Source organism: Brevibacillus sp. GCM10020057, assembly GCF_042683565.1.
Taxonomy (GTDB): domain Bacteria; phylum Bacillota; class Bacilli; order Brevibacillales; family Brevibacillaceae; genus Brevibacillus.
In genome coordinates, this window is the sequence record NZ_JBHUJW010000031.1 from 56,041 (window position 1) to 72,291 (window position 16,251).

At 55.6% G+C, this 16,251-nt stretch carries 17 protein-coding genes; 10 read left to right on the forward strand and 7 right to left on the reverse strand.

The annotated features are described in order from the left end of the window. Window positions 1–13 precede the first annotated feature (13 nt). Together ACFSO0_RS09875 and ACFSO0_RS09880 are read left to right on the forward strand one after the other, a co-directional pair. The gene (locus ACFSO0_RS09875; protein WP_376879476.1) at window positions 14–1,690 is read left to right on the forward strand and encodes a serine hydrolase domain-containing protein; all 1,677 of its coding nucleotides are present in this window, start codon (window positions 14–16) and stop codon (window positions 1,688–1,690) included. Beyond that, window positions 1,687–3,798: a glycoside hydrolase family 3 N-terminal domain-containing protein gene (locus ACFSO0_RS09880; protein ID WP_376879479.1), complete on the forward strand. Its 2,112-nt coding sequence runs from the start codon at window positions 1,687–1,689 to the stop codon at window positions 3,796–3,798. The genes ACFSO0_RS09875 and ACFSO0_RS09880 overlap by 4 nt, the downstream gene beginning before the upstream one ends. Before the next feature lie 73 nt (window positions 3,799–3,871). On the opposite strand, the gene ACFSO0_RS09885 is transcribed toward ACFSO0_RS09880, so the two are convergent. Next, window positions 3,872–4,759, reverse strand: coding sequence for an AraC family transcriptional regulator (locus ACFSO0_RS09885; RefSeq protein ID WP_376879481.1), 888 nt, complete (start codon window positions 4,757–4,759; stop codon window positions 3,872–3,874). A gap of 153 nt (window positions 4,760–4,912) precedes the next feature. On the opposite strand from ACFSO0_RS09885, the gene ACFSO0_RS09890 reads away from it, so the two are divergent. Continuing rightward, a complete protein-coding gene (locus ACFSO0_RS09890; RefSeq protein ID WP_376879484.1) occupies window positions 4,913–5,407 on the forward strand; it encodes a YdhK family protein in 495 nt (164 codons plus the stop codon). A 108-nt stretch (window positions 5,408–5,515) separates the two neighbouring features. Here ACFSO0_RS09890 and ACFSO0_RS09895 read toward each other — a convergent pair whose 3' ends face one another. The 3 genes from ACFSO0_RS09895 to ACFSO0_RS09905 all read right to left on the reverse strand — a co-directional run bounded on the left by ACFSO0_RS09895 (window position 5,516) and on the right by ACFSO0_RS09905 (window position 7,965). After that, window positions 5,516–6,844, reverse strand: a complete 1,329-nt coding sequence (locus tag ACFSO0_RS09895; RefSeq protein ID WP_376879486.1) for a sensor histidine kinase — start codon at window positions 6,842–6,844, stop codon at window positions 5,516–5,518. Then, window positions 6,841–7,524, reverse strand: a complete 684-nt coding sequence (locus ACFSO0_RS09900) for a response regulator transcription factor (RefSeq protein WP_376879488.1) — start codon at window positions 7,522–7,524, stop codon at window positions 6,841–6,843. Before ACFSO0_RS09900 ends, ACFSO0_RS09895 begins: the two co-directional genes overlap by 4 nt. Window positions 7,525–7,644: 120 nt before the next feature. Beyond that, a complete protein-coding gene (locus ACFSO0_RS09905; RefSeq protein ID WP_376879490.1) occupies window positions 7,645–7,965 on the reverse strand; it encodes a hypothetical protein in 321 nt (106 codons plus the stop codon). A 261-nt stretch (window positions 7,966–8,226) separates the two neighbouring features. Between ACFSO0_RS09905 and ACFSO0_RS09910 the strand changes: the two genes are divergently transcribed. The 6 genes from ACFSO0_RS09910 to ACFSO0_RS09935 all read left to right on the forward strand — a co-directional run bounded on the left by ACFSO0_RS09910 (window position 8,227) and on the right by ACFSO0_RS09935 (window position 13,448). Next, window positions 8,227–9,297 (forward strand): branched-chain amino acid aminotransferase, encoded by a 1,071-nt coding sequence (locus tag ACFSO0_RS09910; RefSeq protein ID WP_376879493.1) that lies wholly within the window; start codon window positions 8,227–8,229, stop codon window positions 9,295–9,297. 296 nt (window positions 9,298–9,593) lie between these two features. Next, on the forward strand, window positions 9,594–9,989 hold the full coding sequence (locus tag ACFSO0_RS09915; RefSeq protein ID WP_376879496.1) for an NUDIX hydrolase: 396 nt from the start codon (window positions 9,594–9,596) through the stop codon (window positions 9,987–9,989). A 151-nt stretch (window positions 9,990–10,140) separates the two neighbouring features. Then, window positions 10,141–11,391 carry a GNAT family N-acetyltransferase gene (locus tag ACFSO0_RS09920; protein WP_376879498.1) on the forward strand — a complete coding sequence of 417 codons (1,251 nt, stop codon included), beginning with the start codon at window positions 10,141–10,143 and terminating at the stop codon, window positions 11,389–11,391. Between the two features lie 88 nt (window positions 11,392–11,479). Next, window positions 11,480–11,653, forward strand: a complete 174-nt coding sequence (locus ACFSO0_RS09925; protein WP_376879500.1) for a hypothetical protein — start codon at window positions 11,480–11,482, stop codon at window positions 11,651–11,653. 69 nt (window positions 11,654–11,722) lie between these two features. Then, the gene (locus ACFSO0_RS09930) at window positions 11,723–12,196 is read left to right on the forward strand and encodes a PilZ domain-containing protein (protein WP_376879503.1); all 474 of its coding nucleotides are present in this window, start codon (window positions 11,723–11,725) and stop codon (window positions 12,194–12,196) included. A 112-nt stretch (window positions 12,197–12,308) separates the two neighbouring features. After that, complete coding sequence (locus ACFSO0_RS09935; protein WP_376879505.1) at window positions 12,309–13,448, forward strand: DUF2087 domain-containing protein; 1,140 nt, start codon at window positions 12,309–12,311, stop codon at window positions 13,446–13,448. A 73-nt stretch (window positions 13,449–13,521) separates the two neighbouring features. Here ACFSO0_RS09935 and gerQ read toward each other — a convergent pair whose 3' ends face one another. The 3 genes from gerQ to ACFSO0_RS09950 all read right to left on the reverse strand — a co-directional run bounded on the left by gerQ (window position 13,522) and on the right by ACFSO0_RS09950 (window position 15,164). Further along, complete coding sequence (gene gerQ, locus ACFSO0_RS09940) at window positions 13,522–13,941, reverse strand: spore coat protein GerQ (protein ID WP_376879508.1); 420 nt, start codon at window positions 13,939–13,941, stop codon at window positions 13,522–13,524. Window positions 13,942–13,970: 29 nt separating this feature from the next. Then, entirely contained in the window at window positions 13,971–14,393 is a 423-nt protein-coding gene (locus tag ACFSO0_RS09945; protein ID WP_376879510.1) for a cell wall hydrolase, read from the reverse strand. A 210-nt stretch (window positions 14,394–14,603) separates the two neighbouring features. Next, the gene (locus ACFSO0_RS09950; RefSeq protein ID WP_376879512.1) at window positions 14,604–15,164 is read right to left on the reverse strand and encodes a YqaA family protein; all 561 of its coding nucleotides are present in this window, start codon (window positions 15,162–15,164) and stop codon (window positions 14,604–14,606) included. A gap of 176 nt (window positions 15,165–15,340) precedes the next feature. On the opposite strand from ACFSO0_RS09950, the gene ACFSO0_RS09955 reads away from it, so the two are divergent. After that, window positions 15,341–16,246 carry a spore coat protein gene (locus ACFSO0_RS09955; RefSeq protein WP_376879515.1) on the forward strand — a complete coding sequence of 302 codons (906 nt, stop codon included), beginning with the start codon at window positions 15,341–15,343 and terminating at the stop codon, window positions 16,244–16,246. Window positions 16,247–16,251 lie beyond the last annotated feature (5 nt).

Sequence of the window (16,251 nt, forward strand, 5' to 3'; positions counted from 1 at the left end):
GGAGCCGATGAGATTGCGCACAGGAATTGTTCTGCTGCTCTGCTTCTGTCTGTCCAGTAATGCACTTGCGCTGGACAAGCAGGAAGTAGAGAAAAAACCGAAGCCTGTCCTCCATCCCGCCGCTACAGCCTGGGATCGCCCGGGAGCGTCTCACCGCGAGTTGCTGGTCGGACAGCCAAGCGATGCCGGAATGACGGAGGAACCTTTGGAGGAGATTGACGGGGTCATCGAGGAGGCGATCGCCCAGAAGCTCATACCGGGTGCTGTCGTACTCGTGGCGCGGCGCGGCGTGATCGTCAAGGAGCAGGCGTACGGCTTTGCTGCCCGTTATGCGGATGATGCCTTCACCCGGCTGCGGCACCCGATCCGGATGCAACCGGACACGATGTTTGATCTGGCGTCGATCAGCAAGCTGTTTACGGCGACTGCCATCATGCAGCTCGCGGACCGGGGGCTGGTACAGCTGGATGCGCCCGTGGCTTCCTATTTGCCCGAATTCGCGGCCAACGGCAAGGAAAAGGTGACGATCCGCCAGCTGCTGACGCATACCTCCGGCTTTCAGGCCTACATGCCGCTGTATAAAAAAGGCGGCAGCCGCGCGGAACGATTGCAGGCCGTCCTGTGCCAGCCGCTCGTCCATCCGCCGGGGAGCACCTTTGCGTACAGCGATTTGAACATGATCGCGCTCGGTGCGCTGGTGGAGCGGCGAACAGGCCAGCGGCTCGATTCGTACGTGCAAGCGAACATCCTCACGCCGATGGGGATGACACGCACGATGTACAATCCGCCCAAACAATGGGAGCAGCAAACGGCGGCAACGGAATTTCAGCAGTCGCCGGAGAGGGGCCTCGTCTGGGGAAGCGTGCAGGACGAGAATGCCTGGGCGCTTGGCGGGGCAGCGGGACACGCCGGGCTGTTCGGTACGGCCCGCGATCTGGCGGTGTTCGGGCAAATGTTTCTGAACGGCGGCACGTATAAAGGAAAGCGGATTTTGTCCGCACAGTCGGTAGCCTCGATGGCGGCGAACCAGCTTGCCGCTTTGCCGGGAGAGGAGCACGGGCTCGGGTGGGAACTGGGGCGCGGCGCTTACATGGACGCCCTTGGCGACGGTCTGGCGATGGGGCACACCGGCTTTACCGGCACGGCGCTCGTGGTGAGCAAGAGCCAGGAGACCATCGCCGTCCTTTTGACCAACCGGATTCACCCGACCCGCGAGACAGAATCGATTACGCCGCTGCGCAGCCGTGTCTTTCGGCAGGTCGCGCTGGCGATTCCCGTCCACAAGCCGTGGCGCGACGGTGCGTGGTTTGCGGGAGCAGGCGATGAGCGGCAGGCGACGCTGACGGCACAAGTCATGCTCCCCGGCGGAGGGACGCTGACGTATGACACGTGGTATCGGCTGGAAAACGAGTACGATTTCGGCTATTTGGAAGTGTCGCCGGACGGCAAAAGCTGGCTGTCCGTTGCCAGCCCGGTGACCGGCGAGAGCGATTGGGCTGGCGCCGCATGCAGGCTGCCGGAAGGGACGAGGTATATCCGGTTCCGCTGCGCGACTGATGCGACGATCAACGGTCGCGGCTGGTACGTGCACCACCCGGCGGTCTATGATGCAAAAGGTCGTCCGGTGCAGGCCGACTGGGTGGCAGAAGGCTGGCATCACGAAACCGCGCGAGAGGAGGAGAAGCAATGAGCCGCACGGACAAACGAATGCGTCTGCATCTGACTTCGCTGCAGATGCTTGTATTTGCAATCGTGGTGAGCACGGGCGCATCCGGTTATCCGCCGAATGCCCAGGCACAGGTCCAGATCCCCGATCTCATCCTGCATCTGAACATTCCCGGCGTAGAGGTGCAGCCGATGGGCGACACGCTTCCTTTGCTTGCCCTCCACGTATACAGGGACGGATACATGGAAAAGGCAACCCGGCGCTTGCAGTGGCAAAGCTCGAACAAAAACGTCGCTTCTGTCGACGAACAGGGGCTCGTCCACTTTACCGGCCGTCCGGGTACGGCGATTGTCACTGTCTCCGATGGCAGGATGAACGACCGGATCGAGCTGGTCTGCCGCAGCCAGGGAATGCCGCAGGTGGCGGTCTACAGGCAAAAAGGCGAGCGCTACCAACTCGTCAACAAAGCCATCGCAGGGATGACGCTGGATGAAAAGATCGGACAGATGATGATGCCAAACTTTCGCCGGGCCGAGGGCCAACATGCAGCGACGCTTGCGCCCGAAATCGCGGAAACGATCCGGAAGCATCACATCGGCGGGGTGATTTTGTTTCGGGAGGATGCAGCCAGCACGGAGCAGACCATCCGTCTCGTGCAGGCGTACCAGCAAGCGGCCCAAAAGTACGGCCTGCTGGTGGCGATTGACCAGGAGGGCGGCATTGTGTCCCGGCTGCAGCAAGGCACGGATTTGCCGGGCAACATGGCGCTCGGGGCGGCGCGCTCCAAAGCATTGGCCTGGAAGGCGGGAGATGTCATCGGCAGCGAGCTGGCGAGCCTTGGGATCAACACAGATTTTGCCCCTGACCTCGATGTCAACAGCAACCCTGACAATCCCGTCATCGGCGTGAGGTCGTTCGGGGAGGACCCGCAGCTGGTCGGAGAACTGGGAGTCGCGTACATGCGCGGACTGCAGCACAACGGCATCATCGCTGCGCTCAAACACTTCCCCGGGCACGGAGATACGGCGGTCGACTCGCATCTCGGATTGCCCCAGGTGCCGTACGATCTGGAGCACCTTGCAAAAACGGAGCTGATCTCGTTCAAGCAGGCGATTGCGGCAGGCGCGGATGCGATCATGACGGCGCACGTCACCTTTCCGAAGGTCGAATACAGGGCCGCCATTTCCAAAAAAGACGGATCGAAAATCGCCCTGCCAGCGACACTCTCTCCCGCCATCATCACTGGTCTGCTGCGGGAAAAGCTCGGTTTTGACGGCGTCATTTTTACAGACGCCATGAACATGCAGGCGATTGCCGACCATTTCGGGCAGACAGACGCGGCGATTTTGGCGATTCAGGCGGGCGTCGACATCGTGCTCATGCCGATGAATCTGGAGAAGGTCATCCAGAGTGTTTGCGAAGCGGTGAAAAAGGGGCAGATCGCCGAGTCGCGCATCGACCAGTCCGTACGGCGCATCCTGACGCTGAAAATCAGGCGCGGAATCTTGAAGGAAGAAGATCCGGAAACGCTCGAAGCCCGGCAGATTCGCGCACAGGAAGTGGTCGGTTCGCCCGCGCACAAACGCGTGGAGAACGAGATCGCGGCGCGCTCGATCACCCTGGTCAAAAACAACGGAGTGCTCCCCCTGCAGCTGGCGGAGTCGCAAAAGCTCGTGGTCGTCGGAGCCGATTACGTCGACGAGCTGGCCGCAGCGCTGGCAAAGCACCATGCCCGGACGGCGGCGATACGCATAGGGAAAAAGGGGCTTACCGCCGAGCAGTGGGGACAGGTGCAGCAGGCAGATGCGGTCATTCTCGCCTCCTGTACGGCAGATGCAAGGGGCAGGTCTGCGGACGCTCCCGCGATGAAGCTGTACAGGCAGATCACCGAGCAAACATACAAGCCGGTCATCTCGGTGGGCATCCGCAACCCGTACGACGTCATGGCCTATCCGGCAGCAGATGCGTACCTCGCCCAGTACGGGTACCGGCCGGCGAGCTTCGCCGCGATGGCCGATACGATCTTCGGCTGGAATGTCCCAACGGGCAAACTTCCGGTGACGATCCCGGACGGAAAGGGCGGAATCCTCTATCCGTACGGCCACGGCTTGACCTTTGCACCGCGTTCATAAAGCGTACAGCGCGCAAAAAAGATCCGGCAGCCGCAACCGCCGGATCTTTTCTTATGTGCAGGCTAGTTTGGATTTAAAACTCCGGCAACGACCGTTTGACAACCGGAATCCACAGTTCGCTGCGAAAGGTGGGAGAGGAGATGTCTTTATGCTCGTTCCATAAAATTTCCGGTCCTGGAGCAGCCTCGTAGAGCGAGGAAGGGAACCACTCGGAATAGATTCGGCCCCAGACGTTTTGTAGCGTAGCGGGGAACGGGCCGACTGCTTCAAACACCGCCCAGGTCAGGGCAGGCACTTCGAGCGCTGCGAGGTGAGAGGGACAATTTGCGATGGTAGCCACCCCAATGTAGTGATCGAGTTCTCCCTTTTCTTCCATCCGCCCTTCCGAGAAGTTCACGGACGCGCTGATCAGCCCGCGCGGCTCGACGTTGGACAGGCTTTTCAGCAGATGGATCGTCGCCTCGTCCAGGCTTTGCCACATTTCGGCGATCTCGGGATTGACGCCGTGGAACTGGATCGGGACCCGTTTCTGGATTCCGACGATGCGGAACGCTGATTTTTCTACGATTCGATAATTCATTTCGCTACCTCCCTGTATAGTCAACTGGAAGGTCATGCGCGGATAGGCTTTCAAGGATGCTCCGTGCCCTCTGGCCTCCGACGGGGTGATGCCGTGCAAGGCGTGAAAAGCTCTCGCAAAGGAATCGGCGGAGCTGTACCCGTACTTCACTGCGATGTCGAGAACCCGGCAGTCGCTGTGAGCCAGCTCAAAGGCGGCGAGCGTCAGTCTCCGGCGGCGAATGTACTCCGAGAGCGAGATTCCCGCGAGGAACGGAAACATGCGCTTGAAGTGGTATTCCGAGCAGGCCGCCAGCCTCGCCACCTCTTTATAGTCGATCTCATCGGCCAGATGCTCCTCGATGTACACCAAGGCTGCATTCAACTGCTTCAGCATATCCATGCGAATGACCTCCCTTCCTTTTCAAGCATAACAAGGGGAAGCGTGCGTACCTCCGACATTTCGTGCACAACATTGACGGGGCCGATTTGGTATTGACGGCCACAATGTGTATACTGTTCATGTGGATAACGAAAAATCCGGAGGTGTATCTGAATGAAAAAGCTGCGACTGCTCTCGCTGCTGCTCGTAGCCGCCATTGGCCTTTCCGCCTGCGGATCGTCGAGTACAGCTGAAATTCCGGAAGGGGTCAAGGCGAAGCAAAATCCTGCCTACCCGATCGGAAGCGAAGTCATCATCAAAGCAGACCACATGCCGGGCATGAAAGGTGCGAAGGCCAAGGTAGCAGGCGCTTACGATACGACAGCCTATGCGGTTACCTTCACGCCTGCGACTGGCGGCGCGCCGGTGGCCAATCATAAATGGGTCATCCATGAGGAAATCAAGAACCATGTGAAAAAACCGTACAAGCCTGGCACAGAGGTGGTCCTGAAGGCGGATCACGAAAAAGGAATGATGGACGCATCGGCGAAAATCGACTCCGCAGAGACGACCACGGTCTACATGGTCGACTATACACCGACCACGGGCGGCGGAGAAGTGAAAAATCACAAATGGCTGATCGAAAGCGAGCTTGAACCGGCGAAGTAAGCAATGCCGAAAGCCGCCCGCAGAGGTCTGGACAAGAAGAGAACACATTCCTTTCCCAAAAAGGAAGTGCTCTCTTTTGCGCAGTAATCCTGCCCGGCGTTTTGTTCTTCAGTCCAACTCCTGAACGGGCAGGGCGAACCTGATGCCGAGACCGCCGTTCGGAGGGAGGTATGCATGGATGTTTCCGTCCTGCTTTTCGATCATTCCTTTGCAGATTGCAAGCCCCAGCCCGCTGCCGTTTTTCACCTTCGACCGCGCCTTGTCCACGCGGTAGAACGGCTCGAAGATTTTGGACAATTCCCCCAGGGGGACACCAGGGCCGTTGTCCTCCAGCTCGAAGATTGCCTGCTTCTGGTCGGTGTAGACCCGCATGTTCACGCGCACGTTGTCCTTCGCATGCGAATGGTTGAGCGAGTTGTGAATGATGTTGGCGAACACCCGGCGAATGCGCTGCTCGTCGATGAACAGCGTCGGGTTTCCTTCGACCTCGCATGTGCAGTGAAGCTCCGCCGAAAAGGCAGGCAGCTCTTCCGCATACTCCGACGCAATCGACTCGACGAAAGCCTGAAGCGGGACCTGTTTTCGGACCAGCAGCGGATGGCTGTCGTTCTGCACGTATTCTGACAGGTCCTGCATCAGCTTTTCGATTTCGGTCGCCTTCCGATAAATGATCTGGTAGTATTCCTGCCTGGTTTCCTCCGACTGGACACGCCCCTTCATCAATCGCTCCATGTATCCTTTGATGGAAGTAAGCGGCGTCTTCAAATCGTGCGAGATCGCGGCCATGGCTACGGACTGCTTGCGTTTTTCCAGCAAAAGCTTCTCGTTGGCCTGGACGAGGGTGCTGTATATTTTTTCCCACTCCATCTCTCGCGGGTAACACTGCAGGTCGGTCTTCAGCAGTTCGCTGTGTTTTTCGTAAAAGGTGACGAGCGGGAGCATGGCGATCTTTCGGCTGTAGGTGGCCAGAAAGAGCGTGGACAAGCAAAAGAGCAGGATCGATACACCCATGATGTGTTTGGACGTTTGCAGCGGCTGCAACATGTCCCACGTGACGGGATGCGTGAAGGTAAACACATACCGATGCTTTTCATCGGTGTACTGATCGTCCTGGAGTGTGACGGAGAACAGGTTGTGGGACAAGGAATCCACGGTTACCGTCTTTCCCGTCTCGCGGTCGTACATGTTGATGCGCATGGAATAGTCCTGCGCGTAGCGGTCCAAATAGGAGCGCATCTCCTGCGGCTTGCCGCGCAGCTTGTTCATCTCGTTGATAAACTGCCGGTCCTGCAGCTGGAACTGATGGCGCAGCTTTTCCCATTGCGTCGCAAAGTCCGCAATTTCAAATTTCCAATAATAGATGCCGAGAATCATGAGACTAAGCAGCAGCACGATGCAGTGAGCGATCAGAAGTTTGATCTTTATGTGCTGCTTCATTGCAAATCACCGACAAATTTGTAGCCGATGCCCCACACTGTCTTGATGTAATGCTTGTCGTGCTCCAGCTTCGAGCGCAAGTTTTTGATGTGCACCGTGACGGTGTTGATGTCCCCGTATTCCGTCTCGCCCCAGATTGCATTGTAGATCTGTTCGCGGCTGAGGACGCGGTTGGCGTTTTCGGCCAGGTACACGAGAATTTGGAATTCCTTGGTGGACAGCTCGATGCGCTTGTCATGGTGAAAGACTTCAAACGTGTCCTTGTTGATGACGAGGTTTCCGCTGTGAATCGGCTTGGCGGCGGATATGTACCGGTTTTCCCTGCGCAGATGCGCGCGTACCCGTGCGATTAGCTCGGAAATGCTGAATGGCTTCAAAATATAATCATCCGCGCCAACCTCGAGGCCGATGATCCGATCCAGCTCCCGATCCTTTGCGCTCAGGAACAAAATGGGAATGTTGACGGTATTTCGTATTTTGCGGCAAACATCCAGCCCGTCCATCTCCGGCATCATGATGTCGAGCAAAATCAGGGAGAGAGAGGGGTCCAGCGCTTTTTCCAGCGCTTCTTTGCCCGTTAACGCTTCGACCGTCAGGAATCCTTCGTCCTGAAAGCTTTCGGCGATCAGGCGGACAATATCGGGATCATCGTCAGCAATCAAAATCGTTGGACTATTCATGATGAAACCTCCTTGATCACTATTATAAAGAGTTGTGTATCGGAGGAATAGAAGGGGGAGAGGCCTGCGAAGTAAAAAAGGCGCCCCGGGGATACGGAGCACCTGCTGAAGCGCGAAGTCTTAGTTGTCGTCATCGCTCGGCTCTGGGAAGGACATCCAGTTCCAGCCCAGTGCATATGGGGCGGTGGTGTTGTCGACTGCAGCCGGAGCTGTTGTTTCCGGTGCAGGCGTGGTTGCAGTCGCATCTGTAGCCGATGGAGTCGGCGCGAACACTTCCGTTGCCGGGTTGGTGTAGATGTGGTTTTCGCCAACAAATGTGCTAAAGAAGCTGGCAGTCCCTTCTTTGTCACCCTTCTCGCTCGCCGCGAATGCAGGTACAGCCAGAGAAGCGGTAACAGCCATTACAGCTGTGAGCGTGAGAAAACGACAGGTTTTTTTCATTGCAATCATCCTCCATGATCCCCCTTCCTTGAGGGAAAACATTTTACATTGCCAGTTATAAACTACATTTCTGTAATGGCTCTGAAAAAAGTATGAAGTTTTATGAAGAAATGCAGGGAATCATCCGTAAATTTAGGTTTTTAGTCAAAAAAAATATTTTCGGAATAAACTTACGGTGGAAATCATTCAAAATAGTTGGTATTTTATAGACAATATGTTGTGCCAGAAGAATAGCATATAAAATCAAGGGAGATGTGGAAGATGGAGAGTCAGCTAAAAATTACTCTGTCCGAACAGAAAAAGGAAAAACCATCCAGCGACAAGCTCGGATTCGGCGTGCACTTTACAGATCACATGTTCACGATGGACTACACCAAGGGCAAAGGATGGCACGACCCGCAGATCGTACCGTATTCTTCCCTCACGCTCGATCCGGCAGCGATGGTGTTCCACTATGGACAGGCCGTTTTTGAAGGATTGAAGGCGTACCGCAACAAGGAAGGAAAAGCCTGGTTGTTCCGGCCCGACCAAAACTTCAAAAGAATGAACCGTTCTTTGAACCGCCTCAGCATGCCGCTGATTGACGAGGAATTTATGCTGGAGGCGCTCAAGCAGCTGGTAGCCATTGAAAAAGAGTGGATTCCCACAGAAAGCGGAACATCCCTGTATATTCGTCCGTTTGTCATCGCGACCGATGCATTCCTCGGTGTACGCGCTTCGCACACGTACAAATTGCTGATTCTCCTGTCTCCTGTAGGCGCTTACTACGCTGGCGGCATGAAGCCTGTAAAAATTTACGTCGAAAGCAACTACGTGCGCGCCGTTCGCGGCGGTACGGGCAATGCCAAAACAGCCGGCAACTACGCAGGCAGCCTGAAAGCCCAGGAAGAGGCGAAGGAAAAAGGCTACGAGCAAGTGCTCTGGCTGGATGGCATCGAAAACAAATACGTCGAGGAAGTCGGCAGCATGAACGTCTTTTTCAAGGTGAAAGGCGAGGTGTGGGTACCGGCTCTAAACGGCAGCATCCTGGAGGGCATCACCCGCGACTCCACGATTCAATTGCTGAAAGATTGGGGAGTGCCTGTGGTCGAAAAGCGCATTTCCATGGAAGAGCTGTATGAAGCCTATACGAGGGGCGAGCTGGAGGAAGCGTTCGGCACGGGTACGGCAGCGGTCATTTCTCCGATTGGCGAAATGAACTGGAACGGCCGCCAGATGTTCATCAACGGGGAGCAGATCGGCGAGCTGACCTCCAAATTGTACGATGTCCTCACCGGAATCCAGTACGGGCTTGTGGAGGACAAGTTCGGCTGGTCGGTTGAAATCAGATAAGCAGACACCGCCGCTCCCAAAAAGGGTGGAGGGCGTCTGGATGACGTGACTCTCCCATAAAGCGAGTCTTGCGTGCAGCATAGCGAGATACCTGAAAGGGTCGAGCTATGCTGCTTGTGTATATATAGCAGAAACACAAATCCAGGTGCGCTCCTGTAGCAAGCGCAGGAAATGTCTGCCAGGCGAAAGCAGGGAGTGAACGTCAGTTGCGAGAGAGGGATAGACATGCACGAAGAGTTGCTGGACATATTTGACGAGGCAGGGACGCATATTGGCGTGGCACCGAGGTCGGAGGGGTGCGGGAGCTGGGAGAGGAACTGGGGCTTTCGGTTGCCTTTGCCGCTCTCGAACCGAACGGGGCGATCCGCGATGTAGGGATCGGGCCGGGTATGATCGACAAGGAGCTGTGCCATGTGTTCGCATATGCATGCGACCAGCCGCTGCACGCATACGAACTGCAGCCGGAGGAAGTCACCGGGCTTTTCTGGGTGAACCTGGATGATCTGGAGACGTTGTTCTTCGGAAAACGGGACAAGCTGCAGGCGGCGGGCTTTTTGGCCGATGCAAACGAGGCGAAGCGGGATGTGGTGCTGGATGTGGGACGAGAGGCGTTCGTGCCGCACGAGAGCCATTATTACACGTACGTTTTTTCCGCTGTGCGCAGGCTTGGCGCGGCGCTGCTGGAAAAATAAAGCGGAGAGCCGGGAAGGGAACGTCCGGGGCGTTTGGTGGATCATTTCCAGGAAATGCAGCAACAAGGTTGCCGAGTTGCAGGAATCTTGGGTACTATTTTTGTAGGCGATGGGAATATTGCCAAATCGTTACAGATGGGAGTGCAGAATGATGGAGGAAATTCGGCCGATTTCACATGGAGATATCCAAGACGTTGTCAGAATCACGGCGATGGCCTACCCTGGAAGCAGTCTCCTCGCCCCGGAAAACAGCCAGCGCTTTGCCGAACGCGTACGGGATACGCTGGAAAATGATCCGCACGCCAGCTTTCACGGACTCTTCCGCGAGAACCTGCTTGTCGGTGTCATGAAGTGGTACGATTTTCCGATGAACGTGCACGGCATCCAGCTGCTGACCGGAGGGATCGGCTCGGTGGCGGTCGATTTGTTGCATAAAAAAGAAAAAGTCGCCAAGGCCATGTTGCAAGGATTTCTTGCCACGTATCGCGAGCGCGGCGTCAGCCTCGTCTCGCTCTACCCGTTTCGCGTCGACTTTTACAAGAAGATGGGCTTCGGCGTCGGGAGCAAACTTCACCAATACCGCATCCGTCCCGCGAGCCTGCCGTTTACGGCCAAGGACAAGGTGCATTACCTGACAGATGCGGACCGTGAGCAAATCTTGGCCTGCTATCACCGTATCGTCCGGCAGACGCACGGAATGGTCAAGAAGACGGATCGTGAGCTGAAAAGTTTTCTGGAGCAGCCTGGACTCATCGTCGTCGGCAGCAAAAAGGAAGAAAAAGTGAGCGGCTATCTAGCGTTCCAGTTTCAGTCTGCACACGAGGACAACCGGCTGCAAAGCGACATCGTTGTCAAGGAGTTTCTGTACGAGACGCCGGAAGCGATGGCCCAGCTCCTCTCCTTTTTGCACACCCAGTCCGATCAGGTCCAGCGCGTCGTCCTGACGACGGCTGACGATGACTTTCACCTGCTCTTGTCTGATCCCGGCAACGGAACGGACAGGCTGATTCCCAGCGTCTATCACGAGAGCCATGTGTCCGGTGTCGGGCTGATGTACCGGGTGATCGATGTACCGTGCTTTTTCCATCAGCTGTCCCGACGCCGCTTCGGTCAGGAAAGCTGCTTGCTGCGACTACGCATTCGCGATTCGTTTCTCCCGGAGAACGACGGCAGTTGGCTGATCGCTTTTCGCGAGGGACTGCCGGACGTAGTAGAGGCAGGCCAGCCTGACGTCGAAATGACGCTGGATATTTCCGATTTTTCTTCGCTCGCCATGGGCGCGGTCAGCTTGCGCAAATTGCATCAGTACGGGCTTGTACAGCTAAGCGACGACAAGCTGCTGCCGCTTTTGGACAACATGTTCGCAGTGGACGAGAAGCCGAGATGCACAACCCCCTTTTAATGATCGAATTGTCACGAAATAGCCATAAATAGGTATCTTTTTTGGAACCCTCCCATATGATGGTACAAAATGGGAGGGGGGACTTTCGATGGTTTTCTTGACGTTAGTGATTTTCGCCATTTTTCTGGTGGCAGTCTGGATTGTGGTCAAACTCCTCTTCCGCTTGGACCGCCGCGATTCAATCATGTACGACCAGCGCCAATTGTGGGAAAAATATGACGTCACTTTGCAGGATATGCGCTACCCGAAACAGAAACAGTAGAAGGACAGGCGCCAGTTACTGACGATAACGGCTTGTGGCGTGACCAATTCCGAGAAGTGGGTGAGTGATATGACTTTCGGAAAAGAGCGGCACAGGCGGGAATACTTCCGCTTGCGGCTTGATCCTCCTCTTTTTGCAGACATGACAATCGTCCTCATCAAAGGCAAATCCTTGGAGGTTGGGAGCGCCAAAGTTTTGATTGAAGATATCGGGGGCGGGGGACTTCGGTTCCTTTCCCATCTGAAAATGCCTGCGAACGATCAACTCGTCCTGCAATTTGAAACGTTGCTCCAGGACGAGCCGTTGAAAATGTACGGGCATATTCTTCGGACCGCGATATGGGGAGAGAAATTTTACGAATATGCAGTCCGTTTTACGATGGAAGAGGCCCAGCACCTCGAAATCAACCGGATAGTGAATCGGTACGTGATCCGCTCCAGACAGAACAGGCAGGTGCGCGGCGAACACTTCCTGCAAGGAGACCGAGAACAGTTTCTCGAGGAGCAAGCCAGACTCAGCCTGCAAACTACCCCCGCTAGATAAAAGCTTCTGCGTTGTGCCAAAGAGCCAACGAGAAGCTTTTTTGTTTGACATAAATAAAACGAAATGATAAATTGTCTACTATAAAATAAACAAAAGAAAGTAGTGTTTGTATATGTCGTTGACAGAACAGTTTTGGAGCGCATCCCTCGAGGAGTTGAAGCAAGGGTTTTGCGAGCGGGAGCATGATTATGTCTGTTTGCTGTGCGGGCAGGAAGTGGAAAAAGGAATCATTTATCCGGTCGGCGATCGTCTCTTCGATGCTGCCAAATATATGGACCATCACATCGAGGAGGCGCATGTCTCGGTATTTGACCATCTGAGCAGGCTGGACAAGCGGATTACCGGCCTGTCTGACCACCAGAGCAACTTGCTGCGTCTGTTTTACCAGGGCATGAGCGATCAGGAGGTGCAGGCTGCGTTGGGCATCGGGAGCGCCTCGACCATTCGCAACCATCGCTTTGCTTTGAAGGAAAAGGAGCGGCAAGCCAAAGTCTTTCTGGTCATGATGGAATTGCTGAAGGCGAGTAGCAAGAAAACGGCAGCGAAGGCAACTGCGCCTGCTGGCGGCAGACAGCGCGAGGCAGAACTGGCGGTGTCTCCTGCAGAATACAGCGAGATCGTAAGCAAGTATTTTCCGGACGGAACGCTGGGACCGTTGAGCCGGTTCCCCCGCAAGCACAAGCATCGGCTGGTGGTGCTTCAGGAGATTGCCAAACGCTTCGATCCGGAGCGGGTGTACAGCGAGAAAGAAGTCAATGCGGTACTGCAAGACGTTTACGCTGACCACGTTACGCTGCGCCGCAGCTTGATCGACCATTCTTTTCTGGAGCGAACAGCAGGCGGCAGCGAATACTGGGTCACAAACAGGAAAAGCGGAGAGGAGCAGGAGAACCAGATGAACCGGAAGCAGGAGCTCAAGCAGCTTTACAAGGAAATGAAAACGGAGGCGGGTGTCTACCAGATCCGCAACACGCAAAACGGAAAGGTCTGGATTGAAGCGACGCGGAACTTGAAGACGATGAACGGCAAGCAGTTCATGCTGAAGCACGGCTCCCATCCGTGTAAGGCTCTGCAAGAAGACTGGAAGCAGTACGGCGAGGATGCGTTTGCATTCGAGGTGCTGGAGGTGCTGGAGAAAAAGAACGATCCGTACTTTGATGAAGCGGATGCGCTGGAGAAGCTGGAGAACAAATGGCTCGACAAGCTCCAGCCGTACGGGGAAAAAGGCTACAACGAAATGAAAAAGCGGTGAGAGCTGGCTGCATGAGAAAAAGACAGGTCCCTTACGCTGGGCAGGGGATCTGTCTTTTTCCTGTCCCGAAATGTCAGCGAATTCCTTGTGGCAGTGTCGGCGGGACGTAGTTCAATTCTTCGTCGGCAGTGATGTAGTCCGTATTGACCATGAGCAGCAGGTAGCGTTTGCCCGTCTGCGGGTCGCTCAAAATGATGTGGTCGCGGCCGGCCGTCTCCAGCACGCCGCGGAAGATTTTGGCGTTCCACTGGCTGTTGTTTTCAAACGTTTGGTACACGGTAATGACTTTGCCGCGATTGAGGCGCAAAATGTTTTCGATGTACGATTCCTCGACGACTTGGCCGGGGGTCATGGGAATGCCGGGGATCGTCGAACCGCTTGGCTGCATCGGGGTCATCTGCGGTTGCAGCGGCATTCCGTAGGGCATCTGCGGCGACTGGAACATGTCGTATCCATACTGCGGGTATTGCGGGAATGGCATTTGTTGGCTCATGATGAACTCGCTCCTTAATCTCTCTTTCTCTAGTAAACACGTGGGCAATCATCGGGTTGCGGAACGAAGAAGCAGTGCGCTTTATAACGTCCGGAATTCTGTTGGTTCCACCAGGTAGGAGGACAACTGCCTGCAGGTTTATAAAACCATAAAGCGTTGGTAGCCGGACGTGTCCGTTCTCCGTTGATCGTACGTTTGGCCAGACGCTTCTCTCGATCTCGGGCGCGTTGGTAAAAATACGGCTTTTGTACCGATTCATAGCCGCCGGGGGACTGGAAAACCATGTCTCTCATCGAGCGGATGCCTTTAAAATCCAGGCAGTTGGATAAAATGCGGTTCACCCCGACATTGCCGACCATCAGCATACCGAGATCGCCTTCCCCTTCGGCTTCCGCCCGCAAAAGCCTGGCGAGCAGGTCTACGTCGCTGGAGTTCGCTTTAATGACAGCCATTGCTTCACCTCCTCCAAAAACTCACAATTACAATATATGGGCGCGCCTGCAATCGGTGATTCGCAGAAATGAAAAATTCCTGTTGCATGACCTGCAAGCTGCTGATGTTTACGCGCCGATGCGGATGAACGCAAAAAAGCGCTCGCAGCCAAAAAGAAGGCTCGGGCGCTTTATTTGCATAGCTCGGCATGGCTTCGACCGTGCTTTGCCCTACGACTGTCGCCGCTTTTTCCAGACGAACCAGCCGATGGCGACGACGACGGCGATGCCAAGGAGCGTGACTTGCAAATAATCATCCAGAAGAACTTTTGCATGTTTTCCGTAAAAATGGAACAGGGTGCCGATCAAAAAAAATTTCAAGCCCCGTCCCACGATGGCGAAGAGCATCAGTTTGGTCAGCGAATAGTTGAATACGCCGCTCAATACCGTAAACACCTTGAAAGGAATGGGCGTAAAGGCGCCGATGAGCACGGCGGCATCTCCGTTTTTGGCAAACTGTTCGGTTGCCGCAGCCGTCCATTTCGCAGGCAGCAGCTTTTGCAAGAGCGGTTTCCCCAGCCATTTTCCGAGCATGAAGCCGATGGGCGCGCCCAGTACGGAAGCGGTAAAGGCGACAGTGGCAAAGCGCAGCGCAGAGCCGGGATCGATCAGGCTCATGGCGATTTGCATGAAAAAAGGCGGAACCGGACTGATAAACGAGTCCAAAAATGCCATTCCGAAGAGTCCCCATATTCCGTACTGCATAAAAAGTTGTGTTAGTTGTTCGAGCATGGGCTTCTCCTTGCGAATTTTCCTTCCCCGCCATTATACAGGAAAGATTCGGTTTCTGTAGCTAGGATATGCCGGATTGTCCAAAGTCAGCACCAGCTTCTAGGACAGAAATTTTTCGGACATACTGTTAGGGATGTTCCTCAAGTGCCATATCTATGAAGGAGGCGTAAACCCAGATGAAATCCCATCCGTACGGCGCGCACGAAGTAATTGAACTGCATGAAGTGTTGAACGGCGCGATCGACGCGATCACGACCGCCCATTTGTACGTCCCGTTCATTCGCGATCCCGAGCTGGCGCAGCTGGTTCACCATCAGCTTCAGTTCATGCAAGGCGAGTACAACACACTAGTCTATACGGTGCAAGGACTGGGGGCGGGTGAGCTGCTGCCGTACCGATCCAATCAGCCGATTCCTTACACCGGGCAAATGGCGGGGCAAACCGTCCAGACGGGTCAGCCGATGCAGGCAAGCCAGCCTCATCCGTACGCGTCCCAGATCCATGACCGCGATGTAGCGTCCGCTTTGCTCGGCATCCACAAGGCGGGGGCGAAGACGAAAATGGCAGCTGCACTGGAGGCCGCCCATCCGCAAATTCGCGAATTGCTGCTGCAAGGGGCCGTCAACTGCGCTCACCAGGCACATGAGCTGTGGGGCTACATGCAGCGCAAAGGCTACTATACGTGGGCGGTCATGCCGGAAGCGACCAACGCAGAGCTGCTGCGCGGCTACCAGCCGCTGCGAAGCGAGCCGGAGCAACCCGTTTCCCCGCAGGCTGCCCCCGTGCAAGCTGGCAGCGAGCAGAGCACGATCCCGTCACAGCTGCTTAGGGAGAGCGCGAACGGCGCACGCGTGGCGCCAGTGGTGGAGCCGCCTATGACTCCGGTGAGCGCCAATCCGGTTTTTTCGCCGCCGTCTTATCGGCATGACGTCCACGGCGCGGCCGAAGATACGGCGATGACAACGGACATCGTGCAGACGACAGGAGTGGAGGCGACTGACGCGCTGTATCAGCAGGCGGATGGCAGGCAGCCCCGAAGTCGCAAGAAAAACACGATTTCAGACACCTTGCTTGGTCAATAAGTCCT